The sequence below is a fragment of the Senegalimassilia faecalis genome (assembly GCF_004135645.1).
Classification (GTDB): domain Bacteria; phylum Actinomycetota; class Coriobacteriia; order Coriobacteriales; family Eggerthellaceae; genus Senegalimassilia; species Senegalimassilia faecalis.
The window spans coordinates 2268896-2289457 of record NZ_SDPW01000001.1; the positions used below are offsets into that span (position 1 = coordinate 2268896).

The 20562-nt window shown below is 62.5% G+C and carries 19 protein-coding genes; 7 read left to right on the forward strand and 12 right to left on the reverse strand.

The window, feature by feature from the left end:
* Positions 1 to 68: 68 nt before the first annotated feature.
* The 5 genes from ET524_RS09435 to ET524_RS09455 form a co-directional block, all read right to left on the reverse strand.
* Complete coding sequence (locus ET524_RS09435) at positions 69 to 2687, reverse strand: DEAD/DEAH box helicase (protein WP_129425297.1); 2619 nt, start codon at positions 2685 to 2687, stop codon at positions 69 to 71.
* 120 nt (positions 2688 to 2807) lie between these two features.
* Positions 2808 to 3089 (reverse strand): DUF2442 domain-containing protein, encoded by a 282-nt coding sequence (locus tag ET524_RS09440; protein WP_161566675.1) that lies wholly within the window; start codon positions 3087 to 3089, stop codon positions 2808 to 2810.
* 9 nt (positions 3090 to 3098) lie between these two features.
* Positions 3099 to 3365 (reverse strand): DUF4160 domain-containing protein, encoded by a 267-nt coding sequence (locus ET524_RS09445; RefSeq protein WP_129425301.1) that lies wholly within the window; start codon positions 3363 to 3365, stop codon positions 3099 to 3101.
* Between the two features lie 257 nt (positions 3366 to 3622).
* Complete coding sequence (locus tag ET524_RS09450; protein WP_129425303.1) at positions 3623 to 5005, reverse strand: BspA family leucine-rich repeat surface protein; 1383 nt, start codon at positions 5003 to 5005, stop codon at positions 3623 to 3625.
* Between the two features lie 133 nt (positions 5006 to 5138).
* Positions 5139 to 5576 (reverse strand): YbjN domain-containing protein, encoded by a 438-nt coding sequence (locus ET524_RS09455; protein WP_129425305.1) that lies wholly within the window; start codon positions 5574 to 5576, stop codon positions 5139 to 5141.
* A 210-nt stretch (positions 5577 to 5786) separates the two neighbouring features.
* Between ET524_RS09455 and ET524_RS09460 the strand changes: the two genes are divergently transcribed.
* Positions 5787 to 6248 (forward strand): TIR domain-containing protein, encoded by a 462-nt coding sequence (locus tag ET524_RS09460; protein ID WP_129425307.1) that lies wholly within the window; start codon positions 5787 to 5789, stop codon positions 6246 to 6248.
* 112 nt (positions 6249 to 6360) lie between these two features.
* Here the strand turns inward: ET524_RS09460 and ET524_RS09465 are convergent, their stop codons facing one another.
* Positions 6361 to 9171, reverse strand: coding sequence for an AAA family ATPase (locus ET524_RS09465; protein ID WP_129425309.1), 2811 nt, complete (start codon positions 9169 to 9171; stop codon positions 6361 to 6363).
* 331 nt (positions 9172 to 9502) lie between these two features.
* Between ET524_RS09465 and ET524_RS09470 the strand changes: the two genes are divergently transcribed.
* Positions 9503 to 10729, forward strand: a complete 1227-nt coding sequence (locus ET524_RS09470) for an OmpA/MotB family protein (protein ID WP_129425311.1) — start codon at positions 9503 to 9505, stop codon at positions 10727 to 10729.
* A gap of 36 nt (positions 10730 to 10765) precedes the next feature.
* Here ET524_RS09470 and ET524_RS09475 read toward each other — a convergent pair whose 3' ends face one another.
* Positions 10766 to 11389, reverse strand: a complete 624-nt coding sequence (locus ET524_RS09475; protein ID WP_161566676.1) for a hypothetical protein — start codon at positions 11387 to 11389, stop codon at positions 10766 to 10768.
* Between the two features lie 264 nt (positions 11390 to 11653).
* Here ET524_RS09475 and ET524_RS09480 point away from each other — a divergent pair, with 264 nt between their 5' ends.
* Genes ET524_RS09480 through ET524_RS09490 form a run of 3 tightly spaced genes read left to right on the forward strand, consistent with a single transcriptional unit; the run spans position 11654 to position 15567 of the window.
* Positions 11654 to 12697, forward strand: a complete 1044-nt coding sequence (locus tag ET524_RS09480; RefSeq protein WP_161566677.1) for a DUF4062 domain-containing protein — start codon at positions 11654 to 11656, stop codon at positions 12695 to 12697.
* A complete protein-coding gene (locus ET524_RS09485) occupies positions 12698 to 13465 on the forward strand; it encodes an inositol monophosphatase family protein (protein WP_129425317.1) in 768 nt (255 codons plus the stop codon). It begins immediately after the preceding gene.
* Positions 13462 to 15567, forward strand: coding sequence for a BUD32 family EKC/KEOPS complex subunit (locus tag ET524_RS09490; protein ID WP_129425319.1), 2106 nt, complete (start codon positions 13462 to 13464; stop codon positions 15565 to 15567). The genes ET524_RS09485 and ET524_RS09490 overlap by 4 nt, the downstream gene beginning before the upstream one ends.
* A gap of 147 nt (positions 15568 to 15714) precedes the next feature.
* Here ET524_RS09490 and ET524_RS09495 read toward each other — a convergent pair whose 3' ends face one another.
* Entirely contained in the window at positions 15715 to 15993 is a 279-nt protein-coding gene (locus ET524_RS09495) for a hypothetical protein (RefSeq protein ID WP_161566678.1), read from the reverse strand.
* A 28-nt stretch (positions 15994 to 16021) separates the two neighbouring features.
* A complete protein-coding gene (locus ET524_RS09500) occupies positions 16022 to 16834 on the reverse strand; it encodes a toxin glutamine deamidase domain-containing protein (RefSeq protein WP_129425323.1) in 813 nt (270 codons plus the stop codon).
* A 209-nt stretch (positions 16835 to 17043) separates the two neighbouring features.
* Here ET524_RS09500 and ET524_RS09505 point away from each other — a divergent pair, with 209 nt between their 5' ends.
* Positions 17044 to 17658: a hypothetical protein gene (locus tag ET524_RS09505; protein WP_129425325.1), complete on the forward strand. Its 615-nt coding sequence runs from the start codon at positions 17044 to 17046 to the stop codon at positions 17656 to 17658.
* Positions 17659 to 17693: 35 nt separating this feature from the next.
* Positions 17694 to 18962, forward strand: coding sequence for an ATP-binding protein (locus ET524_RS09510; RefSeq protein ID WP_129425327.1), 1269 nt, complete (start codon positions 17694 to 17696; stop codon positions 18960 to 18962).
* On the opposite strand, the gene ET524_RS09515 is transcribed toward ET524_RS09510, so the two are convergent.
* Genes ET524_RS09515 through ET524_RS09525 form a run of 3 tightly spaced genes read right to left on the reverse strand, consistent with a single transcriptional unit; the run spans position 18959 to position 20461 of the window.
* Positions 18959 to 19333: an NAD(P)-binding protein gene (locus tag ET524_RS09515; RefSeq protein ID WP_201738768.1), complete on the reverse strand. Its 375-nt coding sequence runs from the start codon at positions 19331 to 19333 to the stop codon at positions 18959 to 18961. The genes ET524_RS09510 and ET524_RS09515 overlap by 4 nt on opposite strands.
* Positions 19334 to 19366: 33 nt before the next feature.
* Entirely contained in the window at positions 19367 to 20098 is a 732-nt protein-coding gene (locus ET524_RS09520; RefSeq protein ID WP_201738769.1) for a hypothetical protein, read from the reverse strand.
* 6 nt (positions 20099 to 20104) lie between these two features.
* Positions 20105 to 20461 (reverse strand): ArsR/SmtB family transcription factor, encoded by a 357-nt coding sequence (locus ET524_RS09525; RefSeq protein WP_129425329.1) that lies wholly within the window; start codon positions 20459 to 20461, stop codon positions 20105 to 20107.
* Positions 20462 to 20562 lie beyond the last annotated feature (101 nt).

A 20562-nucleotide genomic window follows, 5' to 3' on the forward strand; every position in this document is an offset into this window, starting at 1 on the left:
TCAATTCGTTGCCACTGACACCGAAGCGTTATCGCGGCGTTGCCAGCAAACCTGCCACCCCGCCAAACCTACCATTCGCCCAGCAAGTCTTCAGCAAAGCCCACGCGGTAGTCCTTGAACACAACCCCGTCGCCGGCCTGCGTGGCGTCCAGATCGACATCGGCCGCAATGGCGAAATCGTTGTCACCATCCTCGTCGTGGAAGATTTGACGCACATGCCACACATGCGCTTCTTCCTCGTCGGCCTCGTTCAGGATGAGGTACGCCTTCGACCGCGCATCGGCATCCAGCAGAATCTCTTCATGCGCCTCATAGTACTCATCCAACGCTTGAGCCCATGCGCGCTCGCCAAAGCCCCACTCGCCATCCGCTTCGCCCAAGCCGACGATATCGCGATGAGCCGCCATGCGCACGCGGCTGAACAGGGCGTTACGCACCAGCACGGTCAAACCGCGACGATCATGCACCACCGCTTCAGCACCCGCTGCATCAGGCGGCGCCGCATCAAGCACCGACCCGGCGTTTTCCCACTCGTCCACCAAGCTGCTGTCGACGCTGCGCACAACCAAGCCCAGCCAAGCGATGATATCCTTCAGCTGCTCGGTGCGCTTGTCCTCGGGGATGGTGCGGTCAAGGCCGCGGAATGCCTCGGACAGGTAGCGCAGCAAAATGCCCTCGTAGCGCATGATGCCTAGTTTTTGGATATAGCCCTTGAAGTCGGCCGCGCTTTCCAGCATATCGCGCAGCACCGACTTCGGACGCAGGCAGTAATCACGCGCCCACGGCACTGCATCGCAGTACTTGCCGAATGCCGCATCAAGCAGGTCTTCCAGCGGCTTAGGATACGTGACCTCGGCGATGCGCTCTAGGCGCTCGTCATAGTCCACGCCATCCATCTTCATCTCCGCCATAGCCGCGTCGCGCGCCTTGCGTTCCTGCGCACGCAGCACCTGACGCGGGTCTTCCAGCGTTGCCTCGACCATGGAAACCAGGTCGAACGCGTACTCGGGGCTTTCAGGGTCAAGCAGCTCCAGCGCCGCCAGCAAAAACGGCGACAGCGGCTGGTCGAGCGCGAAATCTTCCGGCAAATCCATGGTGACGGAATATGCGTCCTGGCCGTTTTCATCCACATCGTGCACAACCACACCGGCATCGATGAGCGTTTGCAGAACCTCGGCGGCGCGCACGTGCAGCTTCACCTTTTCCTCGTCGGGCTGCAGCGAGTCATCGATAAGCTGGTCAACGCGAGCACGGGCGTTGCCACCTTGCTCAACCTCGGCAAGCACCATGGAATGCGTGATGCGCATACGCGGCGTCAGCCGCTCGGGCACGGAATCGACCAGCTTCTTGAACGTGTCCTCGTTCCAGTTGACGAAGTTCTCGGGCGGACGCTTCTTCTTGATCTTCTTCAGCTTCTTCGGATCGCCCGCCGCCTTCACCTCGGCCTTATGGTTCTCGATTTCATGCTCGGGGGCCTCGGCTATGACCACGCCTTCCGTGTCGAAGCCGGAGCGACCCGCACGACCGGCAATCTGGTGAAACTCGCGGCTGCGCAGGCGGCGCATCTTGCGACCGTCGAACTTCGTAAGCTGCGTCAGCACCACGGTGTGGATGGGCACGTTGATGCCCACGCCCAGCGTGTCCGTGCCGCAGATAACGGGCAGCAGGCCCTGTTGCGCCAGCTTTTCCACCAGCAAGCGATAACGCGGCAGCATGCCCGCATGGTGCACGCCCACGCCGCAGCCCAGCAAGCGCTTGAGCGTTTTGCCGAACGCCGTGGAGAACTGCGCGCCCTTCATGGCTTCCTTCACCGCTTCGCGCTGCTCCTTGGTGGCCACGCCATAGCTGGCAAGGTTCTGAGCGCTGGTAAGCGCCGCGTCCTGCGAGAAGTGCACGATGTACAGCGGGCCCTCGTTCTTGCGCAGCGCCAGCTCCACCGTGCCCTCAAGCGGGGTGAGCGCATACTCGTACGACAGCGGCACGGGACGCGGGGCATCGATGACGTTCGACACGTCGCGCGTGGTTTGACGACGCAGCAAATCGGCGATTTGCGTGACGTCCCCTAGCGTGGCGCTCATAAGCAAAAACTGCGTTTTCGGCAGCGTAAGCAGCGGCACCTGCCACGCCCAACCGCGATCGGTATCGCTGAAGAAATGGAACTCGTCCATGGCGACACTGTGGATAAGCGCGTCAGGGCCTTCGCGCAGCGCTTGGTTCGCCAGGATTTCCTCGGTGCAGCAGATGATGGGGGCATCCGTGTTGATGTGCACATCGCCTGTGATCATGCCCACGTTGTCGCGGCCCAGAAGTTCCACCAAACTGAAAAACTTTTCGCTGACCAGCGCTTTGATGGGCGCCGTGTAGTACGACGTCTCCCCAAAGCACATGGCCATGAAATGCATGCCCAGTGCAACCAAGCTTTTGCCGCTGCCTGTAGGCGTGCCCAAAATCACGTGGTCGCCCACCATAAGCGATATGAGCGCCTCTTCCTGGTGCGGCCACAGCTCAATGCCGCGATCGGCAACCCAGCCCGTGAACGCCTCGAACGCCTCTTCTTCCGTAAGGTCGGGGTTTGTGTCGTACAAGTGGTACGCCAGCGCGCCAAGCTCCCCCGGTTCATGCCCTTCGGCTTGCGCTGCGAGCGTTTCGACGATGTCCTCGCCCTCGAATGTATGAATATCAGCCATAAAGGATTCCCTTGTATCGTGAGCCTAAAGAGCCGTGCGTTTCATTCGCCGCTAGCTCTTCCCGGCGCGGTCTTTCAGATTGCGGCAACCGAGCATCCGTGCAGCGCCTTCGGCAGCAAACTACCGTGCAGCATCGATCGGTATTGCCTGTTCGTATAAGGTTTCAGGCGCAACATCTTGGCCCTCGGGCCATTCGATGGTATCACCCGTTTCCGCAATGCGAACTTGTTGGAAATAGCCAGCATCAAGCACGTGCTGCCACGAAGCAGGACAGTGCTCAAGATATGACGCCACGTCGAATCGTCCGACAAAGCCGTCGGTCCAGGTTACAACCACTGTATGATTGGCATCGGCACAAACGGCCACTACGTCTAAGCCAATATCCCATTCCCTAGAGCACACCGCCACTCCTTAGCGCAAAGGTTCGATTCGATAGCAATCGCTTCGATGCGACGCGAGATACCAATTGTCTTGCAATTCCTGCTCATGCAGCGCAATCCATGCCTGCATAAGCTTGTGCTGCTTTATTGGCAAACCGCCGCGCAGCACCTGCCCTTCGAGCGAGTATACCGCCTTCTTGTCGGCATACTTCGCATGAATGTGCGGAAGCGAATGAGGGCTCCCAACCTCTACATACATGGTAACGATAATCCCGTAGAAACGGCTGAGTTCGGGCACAACTACCCCCTTCCCTGCGGCGCGGCGCCGCATTCCCGTGATGAAGAGGATCTTGCGAACGTGGTATGGGCCGAAGGCGGGACCCTTCGCCTGCTTGGACACGGCATGAAGCCGAGCGTTCGCACTGGCTCGTTGCACCTACTATAAAAGCGAACGCCTGTACTGTCAATACAAACGTTCGCTTTTCTTGAAATGATTTTGCAACTCGATACTGTAAACAACGGCCGAGCGCCGCAGGCACTATGCCTTATGCCTGCTCAGACAAGCTTTCCCTCAAGGTCCGAAACTCCCGGCAAAACGATCGGCCGATCGTCCGAAGACGCGTTAACAAGCCGCAGCTTGTCGCAGCCATCGAACATGCCGGAAGTATCTTTCAAGCTGCACCACAAAAACGAGCGGCCAGCGTCAATCAGCGCGCAAACGCCCGGCAAATCCAACTTCTCAAGTTCAGCGCAGCCAGCGAACATGCAGGTCGTCAGCTCAACCTTGTACATATCAAAGCCGGAAAGGTCCACGTCCTTAAGCGAGCAACACCCTTCGAACAGGCGGGCCATGCCCCAAACGCTCGATGTATCGAAACTGGAAAGATCAAGCGAGACAAGGCTTTCGCAGCCGGCGAACATGCATGTCATGTTCGTGACGCTAGCCGTGTTAAGGCCCGACAAGTTAACCTGTTCGAGCTGCGCACAACCTTTGAACAAGCTGCCCATATCAAGGCATCCGGATGTATCGAAACGCGACAAATCCGCGCGCTTGAGCTTCTTGAAATCCGAAAACCAGCCGTTCAGAAACAGCGGCTTGATGCCCTCATCCACCACCTCGATAGCGGTTACATCACCTGCAACGTCGGCAAAGTCGACGCGAGTCCAAGGCACGCCAAGCGCAAACAGCTTCGACACCGTCTTCCCTTCGAAAACATCCCTTTCTTTCGGCGCGGCGTTTCGATTGTAGAAGCGCAAGCTGCCATCGTCGGCCGAATAGACCGCGAACGGATTGGAAGGAGAAAACTCCTCGCCGAATACGCCCAGGTGAGCGATGCGATACTGCTCGAAAAGCTCCTGAGCCGTGCAAGGTCCCAGGCGCTTTTCCGCCTTCTCGCGAAGCTCCTTGTCCATGCGGGAGACGGCAGCCTGATAGCTAATCTCAACGCCATAGCAATTCAGCACCGTTGCGGGGCCGTCATCCGAAACATACCCCATAACAACCGTGCGCCCCGCCGCACGAAGGCGGTGCGCCGCTTCGCGCGTAGCGGCGTTGCGAAAACCGAACGGGGCTACGCCGTCGACACCGAAATCACAGCCCTCGAAAGGCTCGAAGCCACGAGCGTCGCAATACGCCTGGTATTCCTCCTGCGAGCGAAAATACGGCAAGGGAATCGGACGGTTTTCGCCGCCAGGACGCCAATCAGCAACCTCTACGTCCGCAAGGTCGTCCACCAGGTTATCGAACACGTCCACCGCTTCGTCCACCAGTCGCCAAACCTTGCCGGGAATGTGCTCCGAAAGCCCTTCCCAAGCTACAACCTTGCTCACCGAAGCACAGGTCACACGAGCAAAATCCTCCACCGACAGCCCCATGTACTCGCGCAAAGCGCGAAACTCGGCCCCGCCACGAACCTGCGAATTCCCGCCAAAACCCATAGTGCGCCTCCTTTTGACTAGCTTGCATATGTCACGCGAAGCGGATAAATGCTTCGCGACGAACAAGCGCACAGCGTCCGACTTCGCCAAGCCTCAACCCGCAAAGCCGCAGGGCCGCGCGCAAACCCGTCGCCTACGACGTCTTCACCAAATCGCCCAGTTCCTCGATATAGCGGCTGGCGCAAGAGACGACGATGCGCAACGCGCGCACGCAAACGGGGCCGGCGTTACGCTCGTCAACAATCAAGTTGTAGTCGCATGCAACTCGATCTCGAGCGTCGTTGAGGTAGCACTTTGCGAAACGATAATCGCTGTTGACCTGGTTAAGCTTGACGATGATTTCAGGAATTTTCGCCGCGTCAACCACGCGCGCAATTGACGGCTCGACGAAATTGACCGTGTCGGCCTCATCGCCATCTTCATCGAAGTCGACGAAGACGATAAACTTCACGCCACGCGTTTTCACGGGAATCACCACGATGTTCTCTTCTTCGCTCAACAGTTCGAACTTCATGCCTTCGCGACGAAGTTCCTTGACGAACGCCTCGCGCAGCTGTGTTGCCGTTGCCATTGTTTCTCTCCCTTCCTGTGGGAACGTTGCTGCGACAAATCCGATTCGGCTTGCTTGTTTGCCGCTGGCATCAGTATGCAAGAGGCCCAACGCCGCCGTTGCGCAACGGCGGCAAGGCGCGGGCGCGGCCAACCTGCTACACTTTATTAAGAGAAGCCTGCAAGGCAGTTTTGCCGATGAGCAGGCAGTTGAGAGACGGGAGCGCCAAGCATGGAACAACTTGCAAGCGACACGGCCAAGGCGCACCAGCCGCTGGTTTTTCTTGGCGGCACGTGCAACGGATCAACATGGCGCAGCCGAATTATCCCGCTTTTGACCTGCGATTACTTCGACCCCGTTGTGAGCGAATGGAACGAAGCCGCGCGTGCACGCGAACTTGACGCACGCGCGCACGCCGATATCGTGCTGTACGCCTTGACCCCGCTGATGGAAGGCTGTTATTCAGTTGCCGAAGCGGTGGACGACTCGAACAAGCGGCCTGCCTCCACGGTGATGGTGCTGCTAGCCGCGCCCGATGGCGGCAAGGAATTCACGCCGCACCAGCTACGCGCGCTACGCCAAACCGGTGAGCTGGCAAAACGCAACGGAGCAGCATACTTCGAAAGCCTTGAGGAAGCCGCCGATTTCATCGCGCAACGTACGACAGCGTGTCAGAAAGAGCAAAAGAGCTAGAGAAGGAAGGGGCATCGGAGAAGCTCGGCGCCCCTTCCCCACAGCAGCGCCGCCTTCGAGCACCGCAGCCGGCAACGGCCTAATCCATGAGAATCGGCTAACACAGCTCCCTCTACAGCGTCATGACCAGCTCGTGCAGCTGCACGGCGTCCTTGGCGAACTCGATGGCCTGCTCCAAGCGCGCAACGCCGATGAGGTCCACGCGCGCATGCTCAGCAGCCCGCTTGGCCTCGGGCGCGGTGGCGAACGACACCGGGCACACCAGCGCATCGCAGCCATACGCCGCCGCGCGCGCAACGATGAACGGAGCTTTCTCCAACACATCGGACGAGTCGAGCGCAACCTCGCCCGAAGGGCGCGTGGCGCCGAAAAACGCCGTGCGCTCGAGTTCCGCAGACAAGCCCGCATCCGCCAGCACCAAGGCAACGCCGAAGCCGAGCATGGCATCCGGGCAACGGCATCCCTGCAGGTCATCCGCTTCCGCAAGGAACAGCTGGACGGCCTTCGGAAACACGCGCAGCTGCGCCAACGCAACCTGCACCAACGTAATCCCGCGCTCCACGGCAGGCGCATCGGACAAGCACGAAACGCCCGAAGCGCCTTCGCTGGACACCGCTCCCACGCACTGAAGCGCCGCGCCGCCCGCAGCCCCACCGCGGCTCATGACCACGCGAATGCCGCTGGTTGCAGCAGGACGGGCCGGGAACAGTTCGCGTGTCTGCTGCACGTCGATGCGGCCGCCTTCGCCCGCGTAAGCAAGCAGCTGCTCAAGGCGCTTTTCAAATCCACGCAGGCCAGCGGCATCGTCAAGTTGCGTCAGGTGGCGCAGGGCGTCGTCGCTGACTTCCGCGCCCGCCAGCCCCAGCTTCTCGCCCAGGCGCTTCACCAGCACCGCCTTCGCAACGCCCACCTTCGCCTCGGGCGTGTAGCCGGGAACGCTCACGATGGTGCAGCGGTCAACAAGATAAGGCGACACTTTGTCCAGGTCATTGGCCGTAAGCACCACCAGCCAACGCGACAGGTCCACAAGCACGTTAAGAAACGAATCGGCAACGCGCCCTTCGTCAAGCAGCGACAACAGCGCCGTTGCGTCGCAGCAGCCAGGCTTGTCAACCTCGTCGATAAGCAGTACGCCGGGCGCGCCAGCGTGCGCAGCCGCCGCCTCGGTCAGCTGGCCAGGCGCGGTGCGAGAGCCGAACACTTCGGACGCGGATAGGCCGGGGAAGTCGCGCTTGACGAACGGCACACCGCCAAGCGCAGCCGACAACGACTCGCACAGCGTGGTTTTACCGGTGCCCGCCGGGCCCACCAGCAAAAGCGGGCGCGGATGCGCGGCGCGCAAGCTTGCGGTAACCGCCTTCGCCATGCCATCGATGCCGCCAAGCAGCGGATGCGTGTGCTCAATTGCATCTACGACCTGGGCATTTGAGGGCGTCGGCAAGCGCGTACCATCGGGGACCGCATCCAGAAGCACCTTCAAGCGGCGACGCGCGTGCTCGCTCGCGGGATCGGCGTCGTCAAGCGCCGAGGCCAGCAACGCGCACGCCACATCGTCGACATCCGAGGAAAGCGCGGCGCGCTTCAGCCCGTACCACACGCGCGGGTCATTTGCGTTCGGCGCCGGAAGGATTTTCGCAACGCCTTTCGCATCCAGCGCAACGCCTTGTTCGCGCTGCGCGGCAGACGCAGCGAGCAGGCAGCAGCAGTTTGTCACCGACTCGGTACCATCATCGAAGCAATAGCCGTCAACCACGCATTCGGGCAGGTCAAAGGCGTATTCGACCTTGGCAGCGTCAAGTTGGCGGCGCACCTCGGCAACCTTCTCGTCACGCGTCAACGCATGGACCGTAGCGCTGACGGCACAGCACGAAGCAAAGCCTTTGTCACGCGAAGCGGCATCGCAAACGATAATCAACGGCTGCGAAAACCTCGCTTGAATGCCCAAGTAGGCATCGCGAAAAGTGCCGCAGCGCGCCAGCGTTTTCAGGAACTGGACCGGATCGCCGTCAGACTTTTTCAAATTCGCAAGAGTGTGGGCGTTACGCACGATTACGCCGCATTCCCCACTCTCGAACAAACCACGAGCAACCATGCCCAGCGCTGCCTGCGAGAACGACGCCGCGCACCCCATCAGGTCAAGCGGGGAAGAACACGAACCGGCATCGATGGTCAACGCCGGCAACGCATCGCGCGAAACGCAGCTTGCAAGCGCGCGAGCAAGATCGTCAACCGGCGCTCCCGAAGGCGCATTCAGCAACACCGTCACGCGCTGTCCCGACTCCACGCAACGACGAAGCGCCTGGGCGGCGGTGACGAAATCCTCGCGATAGCACGGCGGCAAACCGACAAGTGCCGCTTCGTAGCGGTGTTCGTCAAACGCAACAGGCAAGCGCCCCGGGTCGGGCACGCGGCACAGCGCCAACGCACAGCGCAAGCGCGTGCGGCCATCGCCGGACGGGTTCTTCGTCAAGTTGCGAACTTCTGCGGCAGCTTGCGGCTCGATAACGCCGGCCGACAGGCACAGCTTCGCAACCTGCGACAACTGCATGTCGGTGAGCATACAAAGCTGGTCTTCGGCAACGGGTGCCTTCTCCAGCAGCAAGGCAAGCGCGCGCAAAGGCTCCTCGGCGACCTCGATGTCGTCCTGATTGGTGCACAAAGCGGAAAGAGCAACGGAAAGCTTGACGCCAAGCACCCCGAAGCGCGCAGACCAAGCGTTCACAGCGGCGTCATGCGGCGTCAAGGGGGAAGCGTCGCGTTCGCCTTCGACGTCAGCCGCGTCCTCAGTTGCCGCAACCAGCTCGATTTCATCGTCGGCAGCCGCTGCCGGCGCTCCAACGGCAGCAGTCGGCTCATCCGCACCCGAAAGCAGCTTCGCGATGTGCTCGACGATAATCGCATCGTCAACAGGGGTTTTCGCCATGATCGGTTCCTTTCCTCGGCGTTGTTGCTGGGAAAACGGTACCGGCAAGCGTTTGACGCCGTTGCGCAACGGGACCGAACGCCGCGCCGCATTATGACAGCAGCGCAAAGGCCCCGAGGCTTCAAGCCAGCGGCCGGTGCGAGGCCGAGCCGCGCATCCGGTTGCGCAACGGGCGGAGGACACAGCTCTCGGCAGCAACGAAACCGGATTTGTTCAAGACGACCCGCCCCGCAGCCGAAACGCGGCCCAGCCGGAAAACCGGTTGCGCAATGGGGCGAAAACCCAGTCGCTACCGTACAGACATCGGAAAACCCGCAACGAAAGGACCATCATGAAACGCACGTCTCGCACCCCCTCCCCCGTTCGCCGCCGCGCACTGGCCGTGGCGCTGTGCGCGCTGCTGGCAACGGCGCCACTGGCCGGCTGCGGGCAGCAGACCGAAGAACCGCAAGCCCTGGGCACCTACACCGTGAAAACATCCGCCGTACCCACTGACCAGGTGGAATGCTCCGATGCAGCGCTGGTGGTAACGGCCGCGCAAGGCCAGGCGTTCCGCGTCCCCAACAACGCGCTAGCTTTCGCGAAGGCGGCCGTGGAAGGCTGCGGCTACGTGTCAACCGTCGACTCCGCCGGCAGCGTGGACGGCGCCGTGTACACGGCCACCTCGAACTCGAAGGCCAACAAGCGCGAAGAGACCGATACAAGCACGAAAGCCGTATTCAAGGACGCTTGCAACCTGCGCGCCAGCAAGCCCGAAGTAGACCTGCTGGCGGCGCTGAACGCTGCAGCGTCCGACCTGCAGGCAAACGCCGTCGGCGACCGCAAGGCCATCTGCGTTGTGGCTTCCGGCATTTCGACCACCGGCCTTTTGGCCACCACGCCCGAGCTGTTGGCCGCCGATGCGCACGACGTTGCCGCGCAGTTGCGCGAGCTGAACGCCATCGGCAACTTCAGCGGCATCGACGTGCACTTTTACGGCCTGGGACAAACCACGGGTGCCCAAACGATGCCCGCTTCCGCCGCCGGCAAAAACGCCGCGCTGCTTGCGGCCGTAGTGGAAGAAGGCGGCGGCACGGCCGTGGTTGAGCCCGGCCAGCTTGCCCCGCTTGACTGCGATAACGAGCTTCCCACATGCGCCGTGATGGCGTTCGAAAGCGATGCGCTAACGCTTCCCACCGTTGCGCCTGGTGAAAGCGTCGAAGTGACCCTTGATGACGCGCAGCTGCAGTTCGTCGGCGGCGAGGCAACCTTCGCCGACCCCGAAATCGCAGACGAGCTGCTCGCCAGCATCGCCGAGCAGGTTCGCGAGCAGGGTTACACCGTTGAAGTCGAAGGTCACACCGCCGCCTCTCAGCTGTACCCCGACCATGGCATGGAGCTTTCCACGCGCCGCGCGCAAGCCGTAGCCGATGCCCTAACCGCCCGAGGCATCGATCCGGCCCAGGTCACGGCCGCAGGCGTCGGCGACCGCGATTCAACCTCGCTGGCCTCGGGCACCTTCGACGAAGCCCAAGCCACCCAAGACCGCAAAGTGGTCCTGCGCTTCCGCGCAGCGTAGCCCCTTCACCGTGAAAGGGTTGATTGTTGGGGTTGATTACCATTGCATAGAAAGCGCCCGAGGATGTGGTCTTGGGCGCTTTGGTGTTTGCGCTCTTTCGGCTGTGCGGGCTTTCCTGTTTCCCGTTGCCGAAGAGTAGTTTGCCGATGATGTTGTGGTCGCCGGTGTCGACGAGTCGATGCGCGGAGCCGTCGCCCTTGCCGTCAGTGTCGCCCTTGCCGCTGGTGTCACCGCCGCGGCCGCCAACGGGCTTGCGGCGTATTCATCGGGCAGCGCAGCCATATCGTAGGTCGAGATGGGCACGTATTGATACGACAAGTCCTCGTTGAACTTGAGCAGGTACGCCTGACGAACAAGGCTTGTGCCGACAAGGCAGCAAATGCCCTTGCTAGAAGACCGCCGGGAAACCCTCATAGCAGGGTTCGAGAACGAAAGGTAGTCAAGCTGCTTTCCCTCGCTGTCAACCGGTTCGTCAACCTCTGCCAGGTGGTCGCTGCACAGGCCGTCGATGTTCAAGACCATCTTGCCGGTTTCGTCGGTGGTGCCGGAAACCTCTTGGTTGTTGTAGAACGAATGAAGCGTCACCTTGGCGCCGGAAATCGCATTGATGGTCTTCGTTTGCGGGTCGAACGTGCCCGTGTCGCCCACAGCGATGCCCAACTGCTTACTTCGAAGTGCAGGAATCGTCGAGTGCCCAGCGCCCCTCTCGCCCATCACGCCGAACATCGCGAAGAAACCCGAGCACAAGGGTTCTCATCACGAATAGCGTCGCGCCCGCCAGGCAATCGGCGGGTGCGACGGGCAATTCGCGCAAGGTCGCACCTCTTGCGGGCGCAAGCGGCTATCATGGACTCACCTGTCAAACAACCGCGATTGACGGCGCGCTCCGCCCGCCCGTCGCGCCCTCGCCCCAAGGAGCCGCCGATGCCCAGTAAGAAGCTGCACACCGCGTTCGTGTCGTGCCCCACTGAGCTGCGCGAAGAGCGCCGCGCGGTGCTTGACGTGCTGCTGTCGTTCGACGCCTTCCCCATTTCCACCGAGTTCTTCACCATCCAGTCGAAAGACGGCTTTCGCGACATCGAGCAGCTGATCGACGACTCGGACTACTTCATCTTGCTGCTGTCCGACCGCAGCGGCTCGGTGCTTGACCTGCCCGACGGCACGTGTGCCAGCTGGACCGAGCTTGAGGCGCGCTACGCGTTCGCGCACGCCGAGGAAAACGGGCAGAAGATCATCGTGTTCCAGTTGCCCCAGCTCACGGCCGCGCTTTCGGCGGACCCCGCAACGCTTGACGCGCAGACGCGCCGCCAAGTGGCGTTCGCGAACAGCCTGGCCGGCAACACGGTGAACGCCGTGGGAAGCGTCACCGAGCTGCGCACGCGCCTGGCCACGTTCATCGAGGGCGCGAAATCCACGGGCGCCACGCCCGGCTGGATCCGCGGCTTCTCGCGCGAGGGCGTGCCGGGGCTTGCGTTCGGCAAAACGTACCATCACGTGCACCTTTCGCAAAGCCTGCCCGACTACCTGCGCATCGGCACCATCCGCTTCAGCTGCTCGACCACCGCGCCACGCATGATCCACGCCGACGCCGTGAACTACAAGGCCGCGCTTGGCGAAGACGGCCGCGTGGTGCCGCGCCTGGGCCGCAACAAAACGGAATGGACCGCCGAATACGCCTACGACGCCGGCCGGCTCACCGGCATTTACGAAGCGCACAAGCGCATAGCCGAAACGTTTGGCGACTTCTCGATTTCCGCAGGTCACCGGCGCGGCATCCACGATTTTCGCGTATCATCGCACCAGGACCGCTACGTGCTGGACGGTTCGTTCGCCGACGCCATCAGTCGCGACAACCTAAAGCAAAGCTGCAAGTCAGGCGAGGTGTACGTTTTCGAAACCGAAGACGCGCTCAACCGGTTCCTTGCGTCCGAATGCCCCGATTTGCTCGAAACCCTCAAGGAGGCCTAAATGAGCATGGATTTCGCACCCGTCATCGACGCCGTCAGGTCAACCCGCCCCATCATCTTCGACAAGGCGCTGTCGTCGTCGGTGAAAATGAAGGGCGAGGCCGACTTCGTCACCGAGGTTGACCTGCGCATCAGCGAGCACCTGAAGCAGCAGCTGGGGGCGCTGCACCCCGAAATCGGGTTCATGTCGGAAGAGGAGGAGCCCGGCGAGCTGGCGCGGCGGCGCTGGATTTTGGACCCCATCGACGGCACCACGAACCTGGTGTTCGGCTACAACATGTCGTCGGTGTCGCTGGCGCTGGTGGAAGACGAGCGCCCCGTGTTCGGCGTGGTGTACAACCCCTTCGCTGACGAGGTGTTTTGCGCCGAAGCGGGCCGCGGCGCCACGCTGAACGGCGCGCCCATCGCCGTGGTGGACCGCCCGGTGGACGGCTGCCTTATCGAGTTCGGCGCCGGTTCCACGCGCAAGCACGAGGCCGACGAGGCGTTCGACGTGGCGAAAAACGTGTTCAAGCACTGCCTGGATTTGCGGCGCATCTGCTCGTCGGCGCTGGCCATCTGCTTCGTGGCGTGCGGGCGCATCAACGGGTATTTCGAGAAGCGCCTGAAACCATGGGACTACGCCGCCGCGTGCCTGATCTTGGCGGAAGCCGGCGGGCAATCCAGCAACTGGGACGGCGCACCCATGCAGTACGCCGCGCCGCAAAGCATCGTGTGCGGATCGCCGAAAGCCTACGCGTTTCTGCAGGAAGCCGTGGCCGCGAAGTGAGGGCGCGTTCTGCTGAAAACGCTGCGGTGCCTTCCGCGGAAGAGGGCGCTGGGGCGCGCCAGCTGGCAGGCGATTTCGCGCTGGCCGCAGGAGCGGATGTCGGTGGCGTTGACTCTACCGAGAGTGCTACGGGATTGCTGACAGCGGGAGCGGAAGCCGAGGCCGACTGCGGCGGTGCCGCGGGCTCGCAATCTGCGGAAACCGAAACGGAAACAGGCTGGTCGCGGGCCGATTATGCGGCTGGCGAACGCTTGCGGCTTGTCTTTGGCGAGCACGCTCGCCCGCTCGTGTCGTCGCGACGCAAGGAGACGTATCGCGCTTGCTATGTTGACGCCGACGGCGCGAACGCCATTCCCGTCGTAGCCACGTTCTTCAGCGACCGCAGGGCGTTCGAGAAAGAATTCGAGAAGCTTGAGCTGGCGAACAGCCTGGGGGTCGGCCCGCGCGTGTTCGACGTGTGCCACCGCGAGAAACCGCAGGTCAGCGGCGCGAATGACAGCGTGAATGGAACGACGGGCGGAAGCTATGCGAGCAAAGCAGCGGCCGCCGCGGACGCGCGCGATACTTGCAGCGGCAGCGCGCTCTCAGGCATTGCGGGCAACGCGACGCACGATGCGGCAGGCTTCAACAACGTAGGCAACGCTCCGGACAATCGCCCGGCTTTCCCCTGTTTGGTCGAAGAGGACCTGGGCGTTTCGCTGGCGGATATGATCGGCGAAGGGGCCGCGGCACCGCATATCGAAGCTGGCCGACGCGGGGTTCGCCTTGCGCCCGTCGGAAGCACCGAGCGCACACGGCAGGTTGCGAAAATCGCATTCGACATCGGCGCCGAGCTGGCGCCGATGCACGAGCACGGCGCTTTTTATCTGGATTTGAAGCCCTCGAACGTGTGTGTGCGCGCGTACGGAAACGCGCCCGCCGACATCCGCGCGGGGCTGATTGATTTCGAGTCGCTGGTTACATCGAGCCGACCGTCGGACTATTCGACGCTTGCGTGCTACAACACGCTGTGCACCTGGGCGCGCGCGAAAGGCGTTGCTGCGCCCATGCTGACGAACCAGATTGTTGACCTGGGTTTTCTTCTGCTTGTAACCGCCAGTGCGCTTTGCGGAAAGGCCGTTGGCTCGCTGTGCGCAGCCGATATCGACGCCGCTTGCGCCCTGCCGGGCATGGGATTTTTCGCCATCCGCTACGGCTGCTTCGACGTTCGACCGCTTAGCGAAAGCGACCTTGCCGCGCTGGCCGAAACCGCCAGCGTCGCACACGTGCAGCCAGAAACGCAAGCGCTGCCCCATCATATCGAGGCTGGCTTGAGCACAGATGCGATGCCGGAGCCGAAACCACTCGGAAGCGCAACCCCGGATTCGCCGGGCAAAGCGGCGGCGACTCAGCTCGAGAACGCGACAGCTGCGCCTTCCGCGCAGGGCGCAGCAAGCCCGTTCGAAGACGGCGGCGGCAAGCCGGCTCTTGGGCGCTTCGGCTTCTGCGACGCCGTCGACAAGCTGCGCGCGGCGCAAAACCCGCTGTATGTCCTGGCCAAGCGCAAATTCGACATCGCCCTGGCATGTCATGGCGAATGGCGCAACGCGGCCGGCGCAGGCCGCAACGACCTCATTGAGGACTTCTTCGCGCAAGACCCCGTCAAAATCAAGCAGGGGCTGCGTCAGGCAGACGGCATCCTCAGCTACGTGGAACGGCTGGGCTGCGCGCTGGTTCCCGAACAGCTTGCTAGCCTGCCCCGTTACCGCGCGCGGCGCGTACGCCAGCTCACCTGCGGGCAAATGCTGCTGGTTGCCCAATGGGAGCACGAAAGCTGGCGCGCGCTGCACGAGCAGCTGGGCTTTCGCTACGCCGAGCGCAACGCCGACGGCACGCGACCCGCCGGGGCCAACGAGTACCTGTTGACCTGGGCAAACCTGTGCGAAACGCCCGAGACGGACGCGGCGCCCCTGCCTGCCGGCGCCCCACGCGACGCCGCGCTCGCAAAGCTGTGGGACACGCGCGCCCGCAACGACATCGCGTTCGCCTGCGGCATCGTCGCCAAGCTGCAATCCATCGGCCTAGCCGTCATCAGCGAGACCTACCACCCGCCAATCCGATGAACTGGGACAAAGGGACAGTCCCCTTGTCCCAGTTTGGACAAGCGAGCTTGCAACAACCGCACCCGACGAAGAAGACAATGGGGGGGCGGGGCAAACATCAACATAGCGGGGCAAAGGGACTACCCCTTTGCCCCACCTCGTCCCTTCCTAGTTGCGTTCGCCGGCAAGCCATTCGCGCGTGTGACGCGCTGGCGAATAGGCGCTGGGGCGCCACAGCTGCTCGCCCGCCGCATCGATCAGCACGCGCGGCGCGCCAAGGCGCGGGCCGACCGAGAAGAAAAATGCTCCCGGCACCTGCGGCCCCACTTCGCTAAAGCGCAGGTCAGCAACGCCGCAGCCCAAGCGCTGCGCCGCCGCCTGCCGCATGGCGTTGCTCGGCTCGCCCGCCGCATTGTTGCTGCCCGCAAACATTCCGTCATTCATCATCGTATCCTTCCTTGCTTGTTTTCCCAGGTTATCGCACATTCACGTGATAGCGAATGGCCGGGTTTTCCTGCACGTAGTCGCGCAGCAGGCTAACCTCGCCGCACTGGCTGTCAAGCACGTACACGTGGCCCGTCTCGCTGGTGGCCAGGTTCACCCAGTGGCCGGTTTCGCCGTCGGGCGGCCACTCCATGGCGCACATGCCGTGCCAGCCCGGACCTTGCGAACGCGCGAACTGTTCCAGCTGGTCAGGCGCGCAATCCGCGAAACGCATGTCGCACGCCTCCTCCATCCCGCCGAGGGTGCCGATGTTGCGCCAATCGGCCTGCGCCTGCGGGTCGATGCCCGACAGCCGCTCCCACGTGGCGAACGCGCAACCGCCGCAATTACGCGCGTACACGTTGTCCACGTTGGGGTCGAAGTTCGGGTTCACGCCATCGATGAGGCTTTCGTATTCGGAAACTTCTTTGCCGACGACCAGCTGCTCGCGCGCCTCGACAAGCTCGTCGTACGTCATGGCGTCGAGCGCTTCGTCGATCGAGCCGGGCGGCGGCGCAGCGGACGGCGTTTCGTCGAACTCGCTCAGCGACTGCGCCGCTTGGCTTGCCACCTCATCGGGAACGCTGAGCACCTGGTTTGCCGGCACCACCTCTTGCCCGCCGGGGTCGAATGCACCGGGGTCCAGCCCGCTTTCGCCGCTCGAAAGCTCATCGGGAAAGTCAAGGCCGGCGGCCGCATCGAACGCAACCAGGCCGGCAACGCACCACGCGCCTACTTCGATATCGGCCGCGCCCGTCTCGTCAGCCTCTCCGTCCGTCTCGTCCACGTCGTCGAATTCGGACATCGCACGCTCCTTCCTTGTCCGCAAATAGCTCTAAGGAAGGCAAATTCGCAGGTCAGACGATTGCTTTCGCCATATCGCATCTCTTCTGTCTTCAGCGAATCACCTTCCGGCGCCCATTGTGTCGACCGGCAACGCGCCCCATTGCGCAACGGCGCGCGAACGAGAAGGCAACAATGCAGACACGGAAGTAAGAGAGCGAAAGGCGAACCATGAGCAGCGAAAACAGCATGTCGAACCCCGTTGCCGAGTGCGAGGCGCTTGGCAACAGCGTGCAAACGCCCCTGGTGCAGGGCGACATTGTCAGCGGGCGCGTGGTGGAGGTGGTGGCGCAGCAGTCGATTCAAAACGCGTCTGGGAAGTGGGTGGCGCTGGTGGCCGACGGCAAGCCCTACGAGTTCGGCACGCAGACGCACAAAACCACCCTGTTCGTCGAGCCCATCAACGCGTTCGGCAACGACTTGGCCGCGCAACAGCGCGCGCTGGTGGTGTTCGGCGACATCAGCGGCAGCGTGGCGAAGGGGCACATCGTGCAGGCGAAGGTCAAGGAGCGCAACGGGACGCTGGTGGTGCAGGAGCTGAACAACCTCACGACGCATTCGTCGATTCAGCCGGCGGCGCAAGCAAGCAGCGCCACCATCCTCATCGTCGGAGCCGTACTGCTGCTGGCGCTGGCGTTCATCGCCTGGCAAGCATTCGGGTTCGTGGTAAGCGGCGGACTTGCTTCGGCACTTGCTGGCCTTATCAGAAGCCTGTTCGACGCCTTCGGGCCAGCGCTCCTTTCGATAGGCCTGTTGTTTTTGCTGGTCAGAAGCTTCGTTAAGTAGCCACCTGATCAACCCTGAAAGTAAAGGAGTTCCCCATGTTTGGAAGCAAGCTTGGAAAGTTGAACCCGCTTGAGAGCGGCCAGGTCGTGCGCGCGTCATCGCCCGTGTTCGCCGCGCGAGCCCACACCCTGTCAACAGGCGCCCAGCCGCCCACGCTCCGCGAAACCGCGCCCGCCCTTGCGCGCGGCGCTTCGCCGCAATCGGGCGAGCGCATCGCCCTTGGGCACAGCGACAGCGGCCCGTGCGCCATCGACGTGCGCGTGCTGGCAAGCCATTTGTGCGTGACGGGCCAGCCCGGCATGGGCAAGACCACGGCCATGGTGCGGTTGATTGCCCAGCTGGTGGGCTGCGGCATCAGCGTGGTCGTGCTCGAACCCGCCAAAGTCGAGTACGTCGCCGCCCTGCGCAACGCGGGCGTGCCCGCAACCACGCTCGGTTTCGACGGCGAAAACGGAACCGCCACGCTGCAGACGAACCCGTTTCTAGTAGATGCGCGCGTGCTGCCGCGCGTATGGATCCAAGACCTGTGCACATGCATCGAAGACGTCTACGGGTTGAAGGAGCAGCCGCTTCCCCTGCACTTGCGCGCGCTTACCGAGCGCCTGTACCACCTGCGCCGCATCGACGCCAACCGCTTCGCCAGCTCCAGCACCGACTGGCCAACCGTGCGCGACTTCCTTATGCAAATCCAACCCTATTTGAAAGAGGAAACGTGCCTAAGCGCGAAGCTGACGCAAGACCTAGCCGGCGCCTTGACCAGCCGCGCGCGGGCGCTGTGCCAAAACCCCGCGTTCGCCGTCAAGCGCGGACTGACCGCAAACGACCTGCTCAGCTTCGGGGGACGCGCAAAAGTCCTGCAGCTTTCCGACCTTGGACCCAACGACGGCGCGTTCATCGGCATGCTGCTGTTGCTGCGCATCATGCGCGCAAGCCGAAGCCTGGGCTCGCGCCCGCTGCACACGGTGTTCGTGGTGGAAGAGGCGCATTCGCTGCTCATCGACCAAGCAAGCGGGCAGCCCACCACGTTCGCGCATCTGTACGAAAGCGCGCTGGCAGAGCTGCGCGCGGCGGGAATCGGCTTCGCCACCGTCGACCAGCGACCTGCGCTTTTGCCGGCCGGCGTGCTGTCGAACAGCGTGACGAAAATAGCCCTCGCAAGCACGCACGGCGACGACCGCAACGCCATCGCGAAAGCCTTCGCGCTCAGCGATTCCCAAGAACAGCGCTTCGGCGGCCTGGGCACAGGCAAAGCGCTTCTGCAAACCGCCGGCACCCCCGCCCAGTTCGTGCAGCTAGGGGCCTAGAACGCGGCGTATCGCGGGATGAACGTGTCGCGCATCCACTTCATGTACGCGAACAGCGACGGCACGTCGGCCACGGTGGTCATGGACACCGGCTCGAAGGCCTTGCCGTTGTCGTGGTGGCACTGGCCCATGGAAAGCTTCGGCAGCACGTCGACGGTGCCCTGCAGCAGCCCCGACGCCAGCATATATTTGTACGTGCCAAAGTAGAACACGGCGCCGTAGTTCATGTGGCGCTGCTCGTCGTTGCAGATGCGCCCGCCGATGTTCGGGCTGATAAGCAGGTACTCGCGGTTCTCTTTCTGCAGCTCAAGGCAGCAGTTCATGCCGGCAGCCCCCGCACCCAGCACGATGGTTTCGAAATGCTTCTTCATGACAATCCCCTTTCAGGTGGCAACCCTTCGCAGCTACTTCTTGGAGTCCGGGTACGTGAAACGGCCTTCGGCCAGCGGCTTCATGACATCCATGTAGCGGCGGCCCATCACAATGGATGCGGTGCCCAGGATGAACACGACGAAGTACTTGTTCAGGCGGTGGTAGCGCGCGAACGTGCAGTCGCAGCGCCAGATCAGGCGGCAGCGGTTGCTGTCAATGGGCACCACCAGCCAGTTCCACGTCCAGCAGAAGTACTTGAACCACAGCTTCAGCGCCTTCTCCTGGTTCGGGCCGGGGTTCTTGTAGCCCGGATCGGTGCGCGTGTCGGAATGCGACGCCCAGCCGTACGGCGGCTCGTCGGACACCCACGTCACCCATTCGCCGATGGACAGCGGCGCCTGGTGGAACCACTGGTAGTCGCCGGGTTTGAGATCCTGCCACTCGGGATGGATGTCGTAGTGGTTGTGGATATCGAACGTGAAAAAGCGCTCAAGCCAATCGAAGCTGTACCAGCCGGCCTTCGACTGACCCGACTGCTTCACCAGCGCCCACACACGCTCGGCCGGCGCGTCGATGGTGACGCCCGCATCGTAGCGCAGGTGCTTTTCGCCGGGCTTAATCCAGTCGTCGCCCGGGAACACCATGGCCTTCTCGGCGCGCGTCTGCTTGTACGCCATGCCGTAAATCCACATGCTGGACAGGATGATGAAGCAGATGGCCACCACCAGCCAGAAGATCGACCAGCCGGTGATCTGCGTGGCCACGTCCTTTCAGGAACACGTATCAGCGCACGAACACGTGGCGCAATCGTAACCGTTGATGCACGGCGAATACGCGTGCTCGAACGCATGGTCAAGCAGCGCGCGATACTCGTCAAGCGCCGGCTGGCACAGCGCGTAGTACACGCTTGCCCCCTCGCGCTGGCGCGTGAACAGGCCCACCGCTTCCATGATCTTCAGGTGCTTCGTGGCCGCAGGCTGCGAGATGCCCAGAAGCTCCGCAATGTCGCTGACGTTGAGCGAATTCGCCGGATGCGAGCCCAAGATCTTGATCATCTTCATACGGTTCGGGTCGCTGATGGCCTTGTTGTATGCGCACATGCGCTCGACCAAGCCCTTTTCAATCATGCGGCCCTTCCTTTCCTTACGGCGCCCGGCCCGGCACCTTCACTTAACTTTTCACCTTATAACTATAGGTTTATAACGCGCAGTCGACCGCATCGTTTCAC

What these genes read in the sequence shown, in the direction of transcription:
- ET524_RS09510 (WP_129425327.1), top strand. Translation starts at nt 17,694, where the DNA reads ATGTTTGGAAGCAAGCTTGGAAAGTTGAACCCGCTTGAGAGCGGCCAG.
- ET524_RS09470 (WP_129425311.1), top strand. Translation starts at nt 9,503, where the DNA reads ATGAAACGCACGTCTCGCACCCCCTCCCCCGTTCGCCGCCGCGCACTG.
- ET524_RS09515 (WP_201738768.1), bottom strand. Translation starts at nt 19,333, where the DNA reads ATGAAGAAGCATTTCGAAACCATCGTGCTGGGTGCGGGGGCTGCCGGC.
- ET524_RS09485 (WP_129425317.1), top strand. Translation starts at nt 12,698, where the DNA reads ATGAGCATGGATTTCGCACCCGTCATCGACGCCGTCAGGTCAACCCGC.
- ET524_RS09435 (WP_129425297.1), bottom strand. Translation starts at nt 2,687, where the DNA reads ATGGCTGATATTCATACATTCGAGGGCGAGGACATCGTCGAAACGCTC.
- ET524_RS09495 (WP_161566678.1), bottom strand. Translation starts at nt 15,993, where the DNA reads ATGATGAATGACGGAATGTTTGCGGGCAGCAACAATGCGGCGGGCGAG.
- ET524_RS09450 (WP_129425303.1), bottom strand. Translation starts at nt 5,005, where the DNA reads ATGGGTTTTGGCGGGAATTCGCAGGTTCGTGGCGGGGCCGAGTTTCGC.
- ET524_RS09500 (WP_129425323.1), bottom strand. Translation starts at nt 16,834, where the DNA reads ATGTCCGAATTCGACGACGTGGACGAGACGGACGGAGAGGCTGACGAG.
- ET524_RS09460 (WP_129425307.1), top strand. Translation starts at nt 5,787, where the DNA reads ATGGAACAACTTGCAAGCGACACGGCCAAGGCGCACCAGCCGCTGGTT.
- ET524_RS09525 (WP_129425329.1), bottom strand. Translation starts at nt 20,461, where the DNA reads ATGATTGAAAAGGGCTTGGTCGAGCGCATGTGCGCATACAACAAGGCC.
- ET524_RS09480 (WP_161566677.1), top strand. Translation starts at nt 11,654, where the DNA reads ATGCCCAGTAAGAAGCTGCACACCGCGTTCGTGTCGTGCCCCACTGAG.
- ET524_RS09465 (WP_129425309.1), bottom strand. Translation starts at nt 9,171, where the DNA reads ATGGCGAAAACCCCTGTTGACGATGCGATTATCGTCGAGCACATCGCG.
- ET524_RS09505 (WP_129425325.1), top strand. Translation starts at nt 17,044, where the DNA reads ATGAGCAGCGAAAACAGCATGTCGAACCCCGTTGCCGAGTGCGAGGCG.
- ET524_RS09455 (WP_129425305.1), bottom strand. Translation starts at nt 5,576, where the DNA reads ATGGCAACGGCAACACAGCTGCGCGAGGCGTTCGTCAAGGAACTTCGT.